Below are 15,469 nucleotides of genomic sequence, written 5' to 3'. Positions count from 1 at the left end.
TGTTGGCCCGCCCATATCTCGGGCGCCCGGACGCAACCTCTGGAGTCAACCGGCATGCCCATCTACGAATTCGACTGCACCGAATGCGGTCATGGTTTCGAGCGCCTGCAGCGCCTTTCCGATCCCGATCCGGAACAGTGCCCCGGCTGCGGCAAGCCCACGGTGAAGCGCCGCATTTCGGCGCCTTCGTTCCGCCTGGCCGGCAGCGGCTGGTACGAAACCGACTTCAAGAGCGACAAGGACACCCGTCGCAACCTCGCCGGCAAGGAGGAGGGCGGCGCCAGCGGATCCACGTCCTCCGCCACGGCGACCTCCACCAGCGAGTCCAAGCCGGCGGCGGCACCTGCCGCGCCCGCGCCTTCGACTTCCCCGGGAGCCGCATCGTGAGTGCCTCGATCCTCATCCGCGCTGCGTTGATCGCCGGAGTCGCCGGTCTTGCCGGCTGCGCGACCCCCGCTACTTCCAGCCCGTCCACGGGCGAAGGCGTACCGGCGCGCCACTTCCTCGCCAAGCTGACGCCTTATTGCGGTCGCGCCTTTCCAGGGCGCGTGGTCGAGGGCCAGCCGGCCAGCGATGATCCGGTCTGGAACCAGCCCGCGGTGCTGTTCCTGCGCTGCGAGCGCGACGGCAACATCCTGTCGCTCAGCCTGGGCGAGGACCGTTCGCGCGTCTGGCTGCTGGGATCCACACCGGCCGGCCTGCGGCTGAGCCACATGCACAGCCATCCGGACGGGAGCCCGGAAGACCTCAACGCCTATGGTGGCCTGGCCCGTGACCCGGCACCGACGGCGACGCGCGTCGAGTTCCCGGCGGACGAACCCACCCTCAAGCTGTTCGCCGAGCACGGCCTGCGTGCATCCCGAGACAACGTCTGGGCGCTGGAGCTGGCCGACGAGAACACGCTGGTCTATGAGCTCAAGCGCCGCGGCCGGACCTTCCGCATGGCCTTCGACCTGTCCCGTCCGCAGACGCCGCCGCCGCCGCCGTGGGCGGAAATGCCGGTGCGCTGAGAGCCGCCCGGCCGGGGACCGCGCTATCATGCGCGGTCCCATACGGCACAGTTCTCCACCATGCGTACCCACTTTTGCGGCCTCGTCGACGAGGCCCTGATCGGCCAGACCGTCACCCTCTGCGGCTGGGCCGATGTCGCCCGCAACCTGGGCGGCGTCTGCTTCATCGACCTGCGTGACCACGAAGGCATCGTCCAGATCGTCGCCGAGCCCGGCGATGCGCCCGGCAACGCCGAGGTCATCGCCGCGGCGGAGAAGGTGGGATACGAGGACTGCCTGCGCATCACCGGCACCGTGCGTCGTCGCCATGCGGTCAACGCGAAGATCCGCACCGGCCAGGTCGAGGTCGTCGCCGAGGCGATCGAGGTGCTGAACAAGGCCGATCCGCTGCCGTTCCACCACCACGAGAATCCGGGCGAGGACATCCGCCTGCGCTATCGCTATCTCGACCTGCGCAGCGCGGACATGCAGCGCAAGATGCGCACGCGCACGAAGCTGGTCAGCGCGCTGCGCCACTGGCTGGATGCGCGCGGCTTCCAGGACATCGAAACGCCGATCCTGACCAAGGCGACGCCGGAAGGCGCGCGCGACTTCCTGGTGCCGGCGCGCATGCACCCGGGCGAGTTCTATGCGTTGCCGCAGTCGCCACAGCTGTTCAAGCAGATACTGATGATGGCGGGCTTCGACCGCTACTACCAGATCGCGCGCTGCTTCCGCGACGAAGCGCTGCGCGCCGATCGCCAGCTGGAGTTCACGCAGCTGGACATGGAGTTCGCCTGGGTCGACGAGCGCGACGTGCAGGACACCGTCGAGGCGATGATCCGCGACGTGTTCCGTGAAGTCGCCGGTGTCGAGCTGGCCGATCCCTTCCCGCGCATGACTTACGCCGAGGCGATGCGTCGCTACGGTTCCGACAAACCCGACCTGCGCATCGCGCTGGAGCTGGCCGATGTCGCCGAGCTGGTCAGGGGCTGCGGCTTTGCCGTGTTCAGCGGCCCGGCCAACGACGCCGGTGGCCGCGTCGCGGCGCTGCGCATTCCGGGCGGTGCCTCGCTGTCGCGCAAGCAGATCGACGAATACGGTGCCCACGCCGGCAAGTTCGGCGCCAAGGGCCTGGCCTACGTCAAGATCGCCGACAACGGCGAAATCAGCTCGCCGATCCAGAAGTTCTTCGACGAGGCCGCCTTCTCGGCCCTGCTCGCGCATGTGGGCGCCGGCAACGGCGACATCGTCTTCTTCGGTGCCGGTGCCTACGCCACCGTGTCGGCATTCATGGGCGCCGTGCGCCTGAAGGCCGGCCAGGACTTCGGCCTGGTCGAGGACGGGTGGAAGCCGCTGTGGGTCACCGACTTCCCGATGTTTGAATGGGATGGGGAAGCGCAGCGCTACGTCGCCCTGCACCATCCGTTCACGGCGCCGGCCGTCGATGACGAGGCCGACCTGCGCGCCAATGCAGGCAGCGCGGTTTCGCGCGGCTACGACATGGTGCTCAACGGCAACGAGATCGGCGGCGGCTCCATCCGTATCCATCGTTCGTCGATGCAGTCCGCGGTGTTCGACCTGCTCGGCATCGGCAGGGAAGAGGCGGAACTGAAGTTCGGTTTCCTGCTCGAGGCGCTGCGCTACGGCGCACCGCCGCATGGCGGCATCGCCTTCGGCATCGACCGGATCGCCGCGCTGATGGCGGGCAGTGATTCGATCCGCGATGTCATCGCCTTCCCCAAGACCACGACCGCCCAGTGCCTGATGACCGGCGCGCCGTCGCCGATTGCCGACGCGCAGCTGGCCGAAGTGCACGTGCAGGTGCGTGCGCAGAAGACCGGCGAGGCGGACTGATACGGGTATGGCGACGACGCTGCGTCGAGGGACCGTCGACGACGCGCAGACGTTGTCCTTGCTGGCCGCGCGCACGTTCAGCGAAACCTTCGGTCACCTGTACCGGCCGGAAGACCTGTCGGCGTTCCTCGCCGAGTCCTACGCGGTCGAGCGCCAGCGCCTCATCCTGGCGCATCCGGACTATGCCGTCTGGTTGCTTGAACGCGACGGCGTCGCCATCGGCCATGCCGCTGCCGGACCCTGCGGCCTGCCACATCGCGAAGCCAGCGCCGGTGACGGCGAGTTGAAGCGCCTGTACCTGCTGCGCGAAGCACAGGGCAGCGGCGAGGGCGGACGCATGATGGATGCGGCGATGGAATGGTTGCTCCGCGACGGGCCGCGCACGTTGTGGGTGGGCGTCTGGTCGCAGAACTTCGGTGCGCAGCGGTTCTATTCGCGCTACGGGTTCGAGAAGGTCGGCGAGTACCTGTTTCCGGTCGGTGAAGCGCGCGACCTGGAATTCATCCTGCGCCGTCTGGCGTAGTGGGGGTTTTGCCTGGAGCCGTCCGGTCCCTGTGCGACGTCGGGCCGCTGCCGCGTCGTCCGTCCCCGATACGGGTTGAAGCCTGCTGCATGGTGCCTGGGGCCGTGAAGGGGCCGATCGGGCGCTTCCAAGAGGCGTCGGCATTCGGGTGCCGCTGCTACCTGCCCGCCCACAAGGGCGCGAAATGTCGTCGTGTTGTTGCGGGGCGCGAAAGTCTGTCCGGAACGCAATGACCTCGGCTCGTCATCCACGCGAAGGCGGGTATCCAGTTGCTTCGGGGCACAGGGTGTACTGGATGCCCATCTGCGTGTTACGGCGAACCGGAAGCGTCGGTGTGCGATGTGTAGGGATGCTTGGTGGAATGACTCCGAGCGTGCAGCGGACTAGCCTGCGTCGCATCAGCCGCCGGCGCACGAGGCTGCGAGTGTTTCGCCGGTTCAAGTTGCGCGACGCGCGCGGGCTGGACTAACGCCTTCGCGGGGAATGCCCGAGGAAACCCCGGCGTCCACGCTGTGCCGGGTGCAAACGTCGTCGGGGCGCTGCGGTGTGCGCCCGCCCTCGGCCGCAGTCACGCGAAGCTGCGAGCCTTGTGCCGGTGACTGCTACGCGACGCGCGCAGAAGGTCGTACATCATCGCTTCAACGCGAAAGCCCCTGTACATGCCGGCGCTTTCGTGGGTGGCCGGGTTCAGGAGGCGGCCGGGGCACGGGCCTGGTCGAGGGCGGCGAGGTCGTCGGCGTCCAGGCGGAGGGCGACGGCGCGGGCGAAGCTCTGCACGTGGCTGGCTTTGGTGGCGCCGGCTATCGGCGCGGTCACGCCTTCGCGGGCAATCAGCCAGGCCAGGGCGATGTCGGCCAGCTGCGCGCCATGCTTTTCCGCCACCTGGTCCATGGCACTGAGAATGGCCATGCCGCGCGGGTTGAGGTATTTGCGGCCCACGCCGCCGCCACGCACGCTCTGGTCCAGGTCGGCCTCGCTGCGGTACTTGCCGGTCAGGAAGCCCGAGGCCAGGCTGGAATAGGTCACCACGCCGAGCCCTTCGCGCAGGCAGAGGTCGCGCAGCGGGCCGTCGTAGCCGTCACGGTCGTACAGGTTGTAACCCGGCTGCAACACGGTGTATCCGGGCAGGTTGTTGTCCCGGGCGGTATCCAGCGCTTCGCGGAGTTGCGCCGGATCGACGTTGGACGCACCAATGGCGCGGATCTTTCCGGCCTTGATCAATGCCTCGTAGGCGCCGAGTGTCTCGGCGACTGGGGTGTCCGGATCGGGAAAGTGCGAGAAGTACACGTCGATGGCGTCGACACCGAGTCGACGCAGCGAGGCGTCGACGGCCTGCCCGATCCAGCGCGGCGAAAGACCCCTGTGCCCGGGCTGGCCCATGTCGCCACCGCCCTTGGTGAAGATCTTCACGCGCTCCCGCATGCCGGGCCGGGCCTTCAGCCATCGGCCGATGATGGTTTCCGATTCACCGCCCTGGTTGCCCGGCACCCAGCGCGAATACACGTCGGCGGTATCGATGGCGTCGAAGCCGTGGTCGACGAAGGCATCCAGCACGTCGAAGCTGGCCGCTTCGTCCAGCGACCAGCCGAACACGTTGCCGCCGAGCACGACGGGTGCGATGTCCACGCCGGACTTGCCAAGCGGGCGCGTCGGCCTGGGGCCACGGGGCAGGCTGCCGGTGCCGGCGCGGCCGGCGCCCTGTGCCAACAGGGGCGATGCCACCGCGGCGCCGAGGGCCGTCGCCAGCATCAGCAGGAAGTGTCGACGTTCCATGGAAGTACTCCTTGTTGAAACCGGATCCGGGCACCGCCCGCGGCGTCTGAAGGCGGCGGCGGTGGAGAACAGCTTGCGCTGATGATGGGACGCCTGGCTGCACGGGTCAAAACGACGGGACGGCGCCCGCGGTTCAAGTGCCGTCAATGCTGGCCTGCACCGGGGTCCGTACACTGGTGCCATTCCAGCAACGGTATGCCCCCATGACCCTGTCGATTCGCCTGATCCTGGCGTGCGCGTTCCTGCTGGTTGCCACGCCCGCCCGGGCTGCGCCAACGCCGGCCGAACTCGATCAGGCGCAACAGGCGCTTGAGCGCGCGGGCGACCTGCAGGCGACGCAGAAGGACGCCGCCAGGCAGAAACTGGAACTGGCGCGAGAAGCGCTGAATTCCGCGGCGGAAGTCCGCGAGCGCGTTGCCGAACGCAAGGCCTCGCTGGCGGCGAGGCCGGAGCAGGAGCGGACGCTGCAGCGCAGCCTGGCAGTCGACAACGACGGTGACATGCGTGCCTGGCTGGCGCGCCTGCCCACGGAAGCCGATACCGAGGCGCTGGAACTGCTGCTCGACCAGGAACGACGCACCATAGCCGCCCTGCGCAGCGAGCAGGAGCGCATCGCCGCCGAACTGGCGCGCTTGCTGTCGCAGCCGGTACAGGCCGGCGAGAGCCAGGCGGCGCTGCGCCAGCAGATCGACAGCCTGTCCGCACCGCAGGGCGCGGTGACCGGCGAAAGCGATGTGGTCGCCGAAGTACGCCGCCTCAAGCGCGAAGCGGACGTCGATCTGCTCCAGGCCCAGCTCGAAGAAAGCAGCCTGGCCCAGGAAGCCAGCCGCTCCGAGCAGGCGCTGCTGGAGCTGCGACTGCGCGAGGTGCGCCATCGCCTGGCGCGCCACGAACTGCGTCTGCCGGTGCTGCAGGAGCGCATCACCGCGCGTGCCCGCGCGGCATTGACGGCGCGTCTCGAAGCGTTGCGCGACCAGTACGCGCGGTTGCGTGACGAGAACGGACTGGGTGCGCATCTGGCACAGGGCAATGTCGAACTGGGCGAGGAGCTGCTGGCGGCGAGCGAGATCCTCGACCGTGAGCGCGCCGAGGCCGACAGCGCGGCACAGGCGACCGAGCAGTTGCGCACGGCCCTGCGTGATACGCGCACGCGCCTTGAGCTGGGTGGCGGCAGCGCCCAGGTCGGCCAGTGGTTGTGGCAGGAACGCATCCGCCTGCCGGCGCAGCCGCGCCTGCGCGCGCAGCTGGGCGAGTTGCGCTCGACCCTGGCGGACCTGCGCGTGCGCCTGATCGAGGTCAACGAGCAGCAGCGTTCGCTGTCCTACATCGATGCGACCCTGGGCACGATGCTCGCCGAGTTCCGCAGCCAGGCCGAAGAGTCGGGGGGCGCCGAGGGCGACCGCGGCACGGCGCGCACGCTGCTGGCGCAGCGCGGCGGGCTGGTTGCGCAGCTGGATTCACTGCTGCGTCGTCGCATCACCACGCTGGAGCAGATGGAAACGGCGCTGGTCGCCCAGCGCGCCGATGCGCAGTCGCTGCAGAACGTCCTCGACCGCAACCTGTTGTGGACACCCAGCCATGCGCCTGCGTCGGCGTCCTGGCTGGCGCGCGTGCCGGACGGCATCCATGACCTGGTGAAACCCTCGCGGTTGGCGACCACCGCCGACCTGGTGCGGCGTTCGTTCGCGCAGCGTCCCACGGACTACGTACTGAGCATCGTGGCGGTACTGGTCCTGCTGCTGCTTCGCCGCAGCGCGCCGGCACGCCTGGAGGTACTGGGTGCGCATACGCGCCAGCTGCGTTCCGACCGCTTCCGCTACACGCTGGTCGCACTGGCGGTAACGCTGCTGGCGGCATTGCCGCTGGCGGCGGCGCTGTTCCTGTTCGGCCAGCTGCTGCAGAACGTCGGCGCCGCCGGCAAGTTCAGCGACTCGCTGGGCATCGCGATGGTGATGACCTCGGTGCCGGCGCTGCTGTTCGCCTGGCTGCGCTGGCTGGTGATCGACAAGGGCGTCGCCCAGGCACACTTCCGCTGGACGCGCGCGCGTCGCCAGGCGATCAGCGGGGGATTGCGCTGGAGCGCGCCTTTGGCACTGGTGGCGATCTTCGTGATCGCACTGGCATTCACGCGAAACCAGGCGCTGGCGATCGATGTCCAGGCGCGCCTGGCGATCATCCTGCTGGCGCTGCTCGGCGCGGGGTGGAGCTGGCGCGCACTCGATGCGGAGCAGGTCTGGTCGCCGCGCGGCATCGATGCCTCGACATCGCCGCTGCGGCGCGGCGCGCGGCTGCTGCTTCCGGCGCTCTGCCTGGTCGTCGCCGGCCTGGCGCTGCTGGGCTACGTGTATTCCGCCGCCGTGCTGGTGCGTGCGCTGGTCTCGTCGATCAGCGTGATCGTGCTGGTGGCCACGCTCGTCGCCACCATCGGGCGCTGGTTCCTGGTCAGCGAGCGCCGGTTGGCACTGCATCGCCGCGAGCAGAAGCGCCAGGCCCAGGACGACGAGCAGGCGCTGCTGGTCGAGGCCGAAGCCGACATCACCCTGGAAACCGTCAACGCGCACACGCGACGCATCCTGCGTGCGCTGCGCCTGAGCCTGCTTGGGGTCGGCCTGGTCTGGGTCTGGAGCGATGTCCTGCCGGCGTTTGCCCGTCTCGATGACATCACCGTCTGGAGCTTCCACCAGACCGGCAGCGACGGCGGTGTTGTGGACATGCCGGTCAGCCTGCTGGCGCTGCTGGGTGGCGCGCTGGTGCTGGTACTGACCACCATCGCCGCGCGCAACCTGCCGGGCCTGATGGAACTGGGCCTGCTCTCGCGCAGTCGCATCGACGCCGCCTCGCGCTATGCGATCACCAGCCTGTTCCGCTACGCCATCGTCATCGTCGGCGTGATGGTCGGCCTCGGCCTTTTCGGCCTGCGCTGGAGCCAGCTGCAGTGGATGGCCGCGGCGCTCACCGTCGGCCTGGGTTTCGGCCTGCAGGAGATTTTCGCCAACTTCGTGTCCGGCCTGATCCTGCTGTTCGAGCGCCCCTTCCGCGTCGGCGACACGATCACCGTCGGCGGCAAGACCGGAACGGTCACGCGCATCCGCACGCGTGCCACCACGCTGCGCGACGGCGAAGGCCGCGAGATCTTCATCCCCAACAAGTCGTTCATCACCGGCGAGCTGACCAACTGGTCGCTCAGCGACAACCCGACGACGGCGATCATCGAATACGGCGTCGCCTATGGCAGCGACATCCCGGTGGTGCACGAGGTCGCGCTGCAGGCGGCGCGCGAGAATCCCCGCGTGCTGCGCGAACCGGCGCCGGTCAGCGCCTTCAAGAGCTTCGAAGGCAACGTCATGACCTTCGAGCTGAAGGTGTTCCTGGCGGCGCTGGGCGACCGCGTGCCTGCACGCAGCGAACTGGCGCTGCGCCTGACATCGCTGCTGCGGGAGCGCGGTATCCAGATGTCGCCGTCGCAGATGGACATCAACATCCGCTCGCTGCCAGCGCCCGAGGCGCCCCGCGACCCCGCCGGCTGAGGACGTCGAACGGCTGCGCCTGCCGGGAAGGCGGCGGGGCACGGTCAGACCGGTCCATCCGGTGGCCGAGCCGTCTGGTCCGTCCGCATGCTCGCCCGTCGCCGGCGGCACTCGGGTTGCCGCAGCGCGCCGTCCGGCCGCGCCCTCATCGGCGATACTCGCGGCTCGTCCACGCAGGGGAATGCCGTGATGAAACGACTGACCGCCCTGGCCCTGGGCTTGCTGGCCCCGGCCGCCTTCGCCGCGATCGAACCGGCGCCGGAGCGCCGTGAAGGCGAAGGCGACGGCCCGTATCCGCAACTGATCCTGCGCGGTGTCACCGTCATCAACGGCACCGGCGCGCCGGCAAATGGACCGCTGGACATCGTGATCCGCGGCAATCGCATCGAGCGCATCGCCGGCGTCGGTTATCCCGGCGTGCCCATCGACCCGGAAAGCCGGCCCAAGCTGGAACCCGGCGGTCGCGAGATCGACCTGGAAGGCCACTACGTGCTACCGGGTTTCGTCGACATGCATGGCCACATCGGCGGCGCCCAGCAGGGCACGCCGGCCGAGTATGTGTACAAGCTGTGGCTGGGCCACGGCGTCACCACTGTTCGCGAACCGGGCTGTGGCAACGGCCTGGACTGGTGCGTGTCGGAGAAGAAGCGCAGCGACGCCAACCGCATCGCGGCGCCGCGCATCCATCCGTATGCGTTTTTCGGCATGGGACGCAACGGGCCGTTCACGACGCCGGAACAGGCGCGCGAGTGGGTGCGCGAGGTCGCGCGCCGTGGCGGCGAAGGCGTGAAGTTCTTCGGCTATCGCCCGGACATCATGCAGGCGGCGATCGAGGAAGCACGCGAGCGTGGCCTGCGCACGCTGACCCACCACGCGCAGATGGACGTGCGTCGCGTCAACGTGCTGACCAGCGCGCGCTGGGGCCTGACCTCGATGGAGCACTGGTACGGCCTGCCGGAAGCGCTGTTCGAGGACCGCACCGTGCAGGACTATCCGGCCGACTACAACTACGGCGACGAGCAGCACCGCTTCGAGAATGCCGGTCGCTTGTGGCGGCAGGCCGCGCGACCGGGCAGCGGGAAGTGGAACGCCGTGCGCGACGAGCTGATCGCACTGGACTTCACGCTCGATCCGACCTTCACCATCTACCAGGCCACGCGCGACTACATGCGCGCGCGCACCTCGGAATGGCACCAGGACTACACGCTGCCGTCGCTGTGGCGCTTCTACCAGCCCAACCGCAAGGCGCATGGCTCGTTCTGGTTCCGCTGGGGCAGCGAACAGGAAAGTGCGTGGCGTGACAATTACCGTCTGTGGATGGCGTTCGTCGAGGACTACAAGAACCACGGCGGCCGCGTCACCACCGGCTCGGATTCCGGCTACATCTACAAGACCTACGGCTTCGGCTACATCGAGGAACTGGAGCTGCTTCGCGAAGCCGGTTTCCATCCGCTGGAAGTGATCCGCGCGGCGACGCTGTCCGGCGCCGAAGCGCTGGGCGTCGCCGACCAGGTCGGCTCCATCGAGGCCGGCAAGCTCGCGGACCTGGTCGTCGTTGCCGAGAATCCGCTCGAGGACCTGAAGGTGCTGCTCGGCACCGGCGCCGTGCGCGTCAGCGAAGACAACCGCGCGGTTCGCGTCGGCGGCGTGCGCTACACGGTCAAGGACGGCATCGTCTATGACGCGCGGCAATTGCTGGCGGACGTGCGCGCCATGGTCGCCGAGGCCAAGCGTCGCGAAGGCATCGACAGGCTGCCCGACATCGAGTGGGCGGAATAGGGCAGGCGCCTTCCAAAGCTCATTGCGCGCCGCCGCGACTGCAGGGCGTCAGCAGGTTGTCGCCGCCGCCCCCTACGCGTGGGCCCTGTGAATTCTCAAGACGGCCGCCCTTGATCCGCGTTGCCCGGTGTCCACTGCGAACTACTCGACGGGATAGCTGGATTCCAGGCCAAGAACGGCGTGCAACGCTTCCATGTGTGCGCGAAGATCGCCCTGCAGGATTGCGATCGGCGGATCCAGCGAAAGCGTCCATATCGGCCAGTCGGGATCGGACACCTCGACGAGACGAAGCCTGCCTTCGTCTTGGCATTCGCCGGGTACCAGCCAGCTTGCCAGCTGCCCGCGGTCCAGGAGCCGCTCGCCTGCAGCGCCGGTGTGGGCGTCGAAGGTCTGGAATCGCACCGGCTTGCCCTTCGCGAATGCCGAGGAGGGCGCGTGCGACGTGAGCTGGGCAAGGCAGTCTGGACGTCCTGCCAATGCGTGCAAGTCTCCGGCGGGAAGAATCCCCAGGTGCTCGCGCAGCATTGCGGCATCCCCGGAGAGCAACAGTTGGTGCCAGAGCGGATGCAGGCCGTGGCCGACTTCGCGCTCCAGCCCCGCCAGATCAGCCATGACGGCGGCTGACGTTCCCGATTCCCGGGTTTCTCCCTCTCCGAGCTTCGCGATGAGGCTGGACAGCAACGCGTCGTTCGACAGCTGTCTGGCTTCGGCGGTCGCCTTGGCGTACCCGTACTGGAGCGCCGGTGTGGAGTGCGACGGTGCCACGAAGGCCGTCACGACGTCGCGCACCATCGGAATGGCTGCGGCCGCCACGAAGCTGCCGATCCACAGCGTGGTGATCAGCACCACATTGCGCCGCGACATCGGCACTGCGCGGGCCTGCGTCAACGCCTGCTCGGCCAGCGAAAACTGTGCAGTCAACGCGGGCGGCGCGGCGGCATCGTCGCGCACAACGGTCAATGCCTGCTCCATTTCCGCGGCTTCGCTGCGCGGCGGCGTATCGGTGCGCGCCTGGCGCAGTGCACTCAGAAGGCGATGGTCGCGCGTCGCGTTGCGCAGGTTGCCGTAGGGCACCAGTGCCAGCAACAACAGCCACCAGGCATCCAGCTGCCAGGCCAGGGCCGCCAGCGCGGCAATGGCGAGTATGTCGAAGACCTTGCGCACGCTGATCGCGCGTTCCGGCAGCAGCAGGTGCAGCAGATGGCCGCCGTCCAGCGGCAGGATCGGCAACAGGTTGAACAGGTTGATCGCCAGCAGCACCAGGCCCGACAGCAACACCCAGCCGTCGGCCATCGTCGATCCGGTGAGCAACAGCAGGCATCCCAGCACCACGCCCGGCAGTGGTCCGAGCAGGCTGACCCAGGCGCGCGCAGGCGCCGAGGGTGACTGTTCGTGTCCGATCGTCACGCCGCCGACCATCGGCAGCATCAGCATCTGCACATTGCGATAGCCGAAGGCGCGCATCGCCATCCAGTGCCCGGCTTCATGGAACGCGATCACCGCCAGCAGCAGTAGCGCGAAGCCGGGGGACCAGAACCAGGCGCCCAGTGCTGCGAACCCCAGCGCACTGAGCAGGAAAAAGCCCCACTGCACGATCGACCGTGGCGAGTGGCGTTCAAGCTCGCGCTGGTGACGCCAGTAGCTCACCGACCGCGCGATCGGGACGGTTCCGTCGTTGTCGGGCGCCTTTGCCTGGCCGGCCGAAGCGGTCACCGAGCCGAGCAGCGACAGTGCCCGTCGCAGGCTCAATCTCAAACCCCCGTCCGCGTGCGGCTTGAGTTCCCCGCGTTTCAACCCGCTGGCCAGCACCGCTTCCTCGTAATCCTGCAGGCGGGCGACCGTGGCCGCCAGGTCGGTCCATGGCGGCATCGTTCCGGCCTGGGAACGCAGCAGTTCGTGATGCGCCCGCAGCCGCGCGTCCAGCGACGGTTCGTTCACCAGCTGCGTGATGCAGATGTCCGGGCCGGCGGAAAGGGGTTGCAGCATCCACGGTGCGGTGAACAGAAGCCGGCCTCCACCGGTCTGGCTGGCGAAGTGGATGCGACAGTGGTGGGGTTCGTGCGCGGAGAAGGACGCGATCACCTCCGCCAGTACGGTGCGGTCCTCGCTCAGATACAGCCGCATCATGCGCGGACCGGGTGTTCCTTCCGGTTCCCGCTGCACCACCACCCAGCCCAGCGGCGAGAAGCCCAGGGGCGCCAGCAAAGCCTCGCTATCCCCGAACAGCGACACGAACGACGCGGGTGGCTGCATCCGCATCACTCCTGCCAACCTCGCCCGCGCCGGGAAGGGCGACGCCAGTGCCGAGCGCAGCATCTGTACCACCACCACTCCCGCGATCAGCGCGACAACGCCCAGCAGCGAGACAAACCCCATCACGATGGCTCCCTGGCAGATGGGCTCGCGCCCGGTTGGCAACATTACCCCAACTGCAGGAGGTGGCGATCCCGTGGCGACCTTCGGGTTGCGATACACCAGGTAGCGATTTCAAGGCGGGACTGAAATCCATGGCGGGGTGCCGCGGCGCCCGTGCCGGGATTCTCTGGCGGAATTCGACCGCGGACCGGGCGCGCCCAGGTGGCGGAAGGCGCAGGGGCTCAAGCGCACGACTGCCGGCTCGCCGTTTGTCCGTGGCGTTGTCAACAATGCAACACGGCCGCTCGCAACAGGTCGGCGTGCCCGGCGCATGTCCGCCGCGCCCCCGTCATGGCCTCGTTCTTGAGCATCCGCGTCGCCGGCGTCCTCGTCAGCCGTGATTTCCCGCAGTCAACTGCTGCAGCAGAATGGCGTGGGACAAGCCGTTGCCATCGGACCGGCTTCGGGACAACGTCCACGACGCCTCAACGACGTCGTGGCGACGACAGGCTCCCTGATCGGCCACACTGATTCTGCTATGCACGGAAAACCGTGGTCCTGCCTGGAGTAGGGCGCTTCTTCAAGTCCAACCTGCCGCTGGCGGCAACCGACGGCCGATCATCGGGAAACCCAACAGCCGGGAGCCGTCGCTCCACGATGGGCTTGCGGCGGCAGCGACGGTCCGGTACCTCAGTCGGTCTCGTGGCCATCGGCGAAGAGCACGTCCAGGATGATGGCCTGGACGCCCACCGCTCCTGAAGGGTCATACATGCTGGTTGCCGAAGGAAGCAGGGCGCGGCCGCCGGCGACGAGGACCCCGGTCGGATGGATCGGCCCGCGTTCCGTTTCCACAGCCAGCACCCGTTGGCCGTCCACGCCGAACGCCCGGTCGAGGTTGCCGCGTGCATCCAGCTGTGCGAGCAGGGTAGAGGGCAGTCTTTCTCCATTCTTGTGGACATAGCCGAATCCCGCCAGCAGGAGGTGGCCGTTGTGCCACTGACCGCCCATGGCGGCCACCGTGGACATGTAGGCATCCGGCGCGAAGACAGGAATCTCCAGCCGACCCAAGCCATCGCCGAAGCCCGGCAAGGGCCAGCCATCCGCCTGCAGATGGACCAAGGCAATGCGTCCTGCCGGCGAGCCTGAAACCCCACCCATCAGGGTGATGGAGTCTTCGACTCCCGGCGTCACGCCGTACATCCTCGCAACGGAAGTAGGCCCGAGGTCGAAGTCGATGAGCTGGTAGCCTTTGTTGGCGAATGTGTGATCCTGCTGGCCATCGGCAAGCAGGCGCGCGACGCCGAAATTGACGCCCCCCGCCTGCTGGATCTCGGCACCGACGAGAATCCGGCCGTGGCTGTCTATCGCGATGCCTTTGGCTCTTTCGAAGTAATGGAATGCGGCGTCACCGAATTCGACAGTCGCCACGCCGGCCTGTCCGAAGGACATGTCCAGCTCGCCATCGGAATGCAGGCGGGCGGCCATCAACGTGTCGCCATCCGGACCAAGCTGGCTCCAGGTGACCAGGATCTTGCGGTTGTCGAGCACGGCCACACTGCCCGGTTCGGGATAGGCGCCGGAATAGAGCAGGCTGAGTCCATCGGTGCCAAAGGCGACGTCGGGCGTGCCGTCGGCCTCCAGGCGGGCGATGGCCAGTTCGAACCGGCCGGTGTAAGCCATTCCGTAGGCCACGATGCGGCCGTCAGGCGCCACTTTCATGGTGGCCAGTTCGTCCTCGCTCACGGCCGGGCCGAGGTCGAACCTGGCAAGTCCACCGTGGCCAAAGCCTGTCTGCAGATGGCCATTGCTGTCGAGCCTGGCCACGGTGTACCGGCTGCCACCTTCCGGGACCATCATGCGTGCACCGACAACCAGGGTGCCATCCGGCAGCCGTTCGAAGGCGGGCTGGAAGGCCGAGATGATGGTTGTGTCCAGCATCCGGATGCCGCCATCGGCGAAATTGGGGTCCAGGTCGCCGTTGCGTGTCGCGCCTGCGGCCGATGCATTGGCGGCGAGCATGGACATGGCCATCACCAGATGTGAGGTGTTCATCGAGCTGCTTCCCCTGTATCGCTCTTGACGACGGCTGGATTCTAGGGGTGCCGTGTTGAACAGCAATACAGGCGGCGGCGTATCGGATTGCTGTTTCCGGGTCTGCAGGACGAGACACGGATGCCGGAGAACGAAGGGAGCGCAGCAGGCGCAATTCCCACTGGATCAGCGTGTTGCATGGGCGAACGACGGCGTCCGCCATGCCGGAGTGGATGGCGCGATTCGCGCCATTTCAGCGCTGTGATGAAATGCGGCGTAATCCAATAATGAGTGAATCATGATCGGGTCGTGATCATGACCCGGCGGTATCCGGGTCCGGTGCGATGCGAGGAAGACGGCCGCAGTCATGGGCCGCCGATCCGCGGATGAGTTGCGGCCACACCGTATGTCCCAGCAGCGGTTTGGCGTTCGGTGAACCTGGATCGTGCCAAGGTGCCGGGCTGCATGATTCCGGACCATCAGGGATGGCGGGCCTGCCGCCAATGAAACATGCCGCGTGAGGTCAGGAGCCTGATCGGCTCGTCGCGACGTCCAGGGCGTGAGCGGCGTGACAGACAGAGGTTGGCCGGCCCAACCGTTACGTGCCCCGCATCGACACGCTGTGCCTTTGACTG

At 67.9% G+C, this 15,469-nt stretch carries 9 protein-coding genes; 6 read left to right on the top strand and 3 right to left on the bottom strand.

The annotated features are described in order from the left end of the window. Positions 1-54 precede the first annotated feature (54 nt). The 4 genes from EDC25_RS05265 to EDC25_RS05250 are packed head-to-tail and all read left to right on the top strand — an operon-like array spanning position 55 to position 3,369. Positions 55-387: an FmdB family zinc ribbon protein gene (locus tag EDC25_RS05265; RefSeq protein ID WP_123520878.1), complete on the top strand. Its 333-nt coding sequence runs from the start codon at positions 55-57 to the stop codon at positions 385-387. Further along, positions 384-1,010: a hypothetical protein gene (locus EDC25_RS05260; RefSeq protein ID WP_132577283.1), complete on the top strand. Its 627-nt coding sequence runs from the start codon at positions 384-386 to the stop codon at positions 1,008-1,010. Before EDC25_RS05265 ends, EDC25_RS05260 begins: the two co-directional genes overlap by 4 nt. A gap of 60 nt (positions 1,011-1,070) precedes the next feature. Beyond that, a complete protein-coding gene (gene aspS / locus EDC25_RS05255) occupies positions 1,071-2,846 on the top strand; it encodes an aspartate--tRNA ligase (protein ID WP_123520880.1) in 1,776 nt (591 codons plus the stop codon). A gap of 7 nt (positions 2,847-2,853) precedes the next feature. After that, on the top strand, positions 2,854-3,369 hold the full coding sequence (locus EDC25_RS05250) for a GNAT family N-acetyltransferase (protein WP_123520881.1): 516 nt from the start codon (positions 2,854-2,856) through the stop codon (positions 3,367-3,369). Positions 3,370-4,056: 687 nt separating this feature from the next. Here EDC25_RS05250 and EDC25_RS05245 read toward each other — a convergent pair. After that, positions 4,057-5,142: an aldo/keto reductase gene (locus EDC25_RS05245; protein ID WP_240639569.1), complete on the bottom strand. Its 1,086-nt coding sequence runs from the start codon at positions 5,140-5,142 to the stop codon at positions 4,057-4,059. A gap of 203 nt (positions 5,143-5,345) precedes the next feature. On the opposite strand from EDC25_RS05245, the gene EDC25_RS05240 reads away from it, so the two are divergent. Both EDC25_RS05240 and EDC25_RS05235 read left to right on the top strand, forming a co-directional pair. Further along, positions 5,346-8,669 carry a mechanosensitive ion channel domain-containing protein gene (locus EDC25_RS05240; protein ID WP_164483884.1) on the top strand — a complete coding sequence of 1,108 codons (3,324 nt, stop codon included), beginning with the start codon at positions 5,346-5,348 and terminating at the stop codon, positions 8,667-8,669. Positions 8,670-8,858: 189 nt separating this feature from the next. Next, positions 8,859-10,448, top strand: a complete 1,590-nt coding sequence (locus EDC25_RS05235; protein WP_123520883.1) for an amidohydrolase family protein — start codon at positions 8,859-8,861, stop codon at positions 10,446-10,448. Positions 10,449-10,589: 141 nt separating this feature from the next. On the opposite strand, the gene EDC25_RS05230 is transcribed toward EDC25_RS05235, so the two are convergent. Both EDC25_RS05230 and EDC25_RS05225 read right to left on the bottom strand, forming a co-directional pair. Next, positions 10,590-12,824, bottom strand: coding sequence for a site-2 protease family protein (locus EDC25_RS05230; RefSeq protein ID WP_123520884.1), 2,235 nt, complete (start codon positions 12,822-12,824; stop codon positions 10,590-10,592). Between the two features lie 669 nt (positions 12,825-13,493). After that, entirely contained in the window at positions 13,494-14,855 is a 1,362-nt protein-coding gene (locus EDC25_RS05225) for an NHL repeat-containing protein (protein ID WP_123520885.1), read from the bottom strand. Positions 14,856-15,469 lie beyond the last annotated feature (614 nt).

The sequence above is a fragment of the Pseudofulvimonas gallinarii genome (genome assembly GCF_004343305.1).
In the GTDB taxonomy this organism is placed as follows: Bacteria; Pseudomonadota; Gammaproteobacteria; order Xanthomonadales; family UBA2363; genus Pseudofulvimonas; species Pseudofulvimonas gallinarii.
Note: the sequence above shows the minus strand (reverse complement) of the source record. Positions and strands in the feature narration are given on the sequence as shown.

Coding starts and splice junctions, on each gene's coding strand:
- EDC25_RS05265 (WP_123520878.1), top strand. CDS start 55: ATGCCCATCTACGAATTCGACTGCACCGAATGCGGTCATGGTTTCGAG.
- EDC25_RS05245 (WP_240639569.1), bottom strand. CDS start 5,142: ATGGAACGTCGACACTTCCTGCTGATGCTGGCGACGGCCCTCGGCGCC.
- EDC25_RS05225 (WP_123520885.1), bottom strand. CDS start 14,855: ATGAACACCTCACATCTGGTGATGGCCATGTCCATGCTCGCCGCCAAT.
- EDC25_RS05250 (WP_123520881.1), top strand. CDS start 2,854: ATGGCGACGACGCTGCGTCGAGGGACCGTCGACGACGCGCAGACGTTG.
- EDC25_RS05230 (WP_123520884.1), bottom strand. CDS start 12,824: ATGGGGTTTGTCTCGCTGCTGGGCGTTGTCGCGCTGATCGCGGGAGTG.
- EDC25_RS05240 (WP_164483884.1), top strand. CDS start 5,346: ATGACCCTGTCGATTCGCCTGATCCTGGCGTGCGCGTTCCTGCTGGTT.
- EDC25_RS05235 (WP_123520883.1), top strand. CDS start 8,859: ATGAAACGACTGACCGCCCTGGCCCTGGGCTTGCTGGCCCCGGCCGCC.
- aspS (WP_123520880.1), top strand. CDS start 1,071: ATGCGTACCCACTTTTGCGGCCTCGTCGACGAGGCCCTGATCGGCCAG.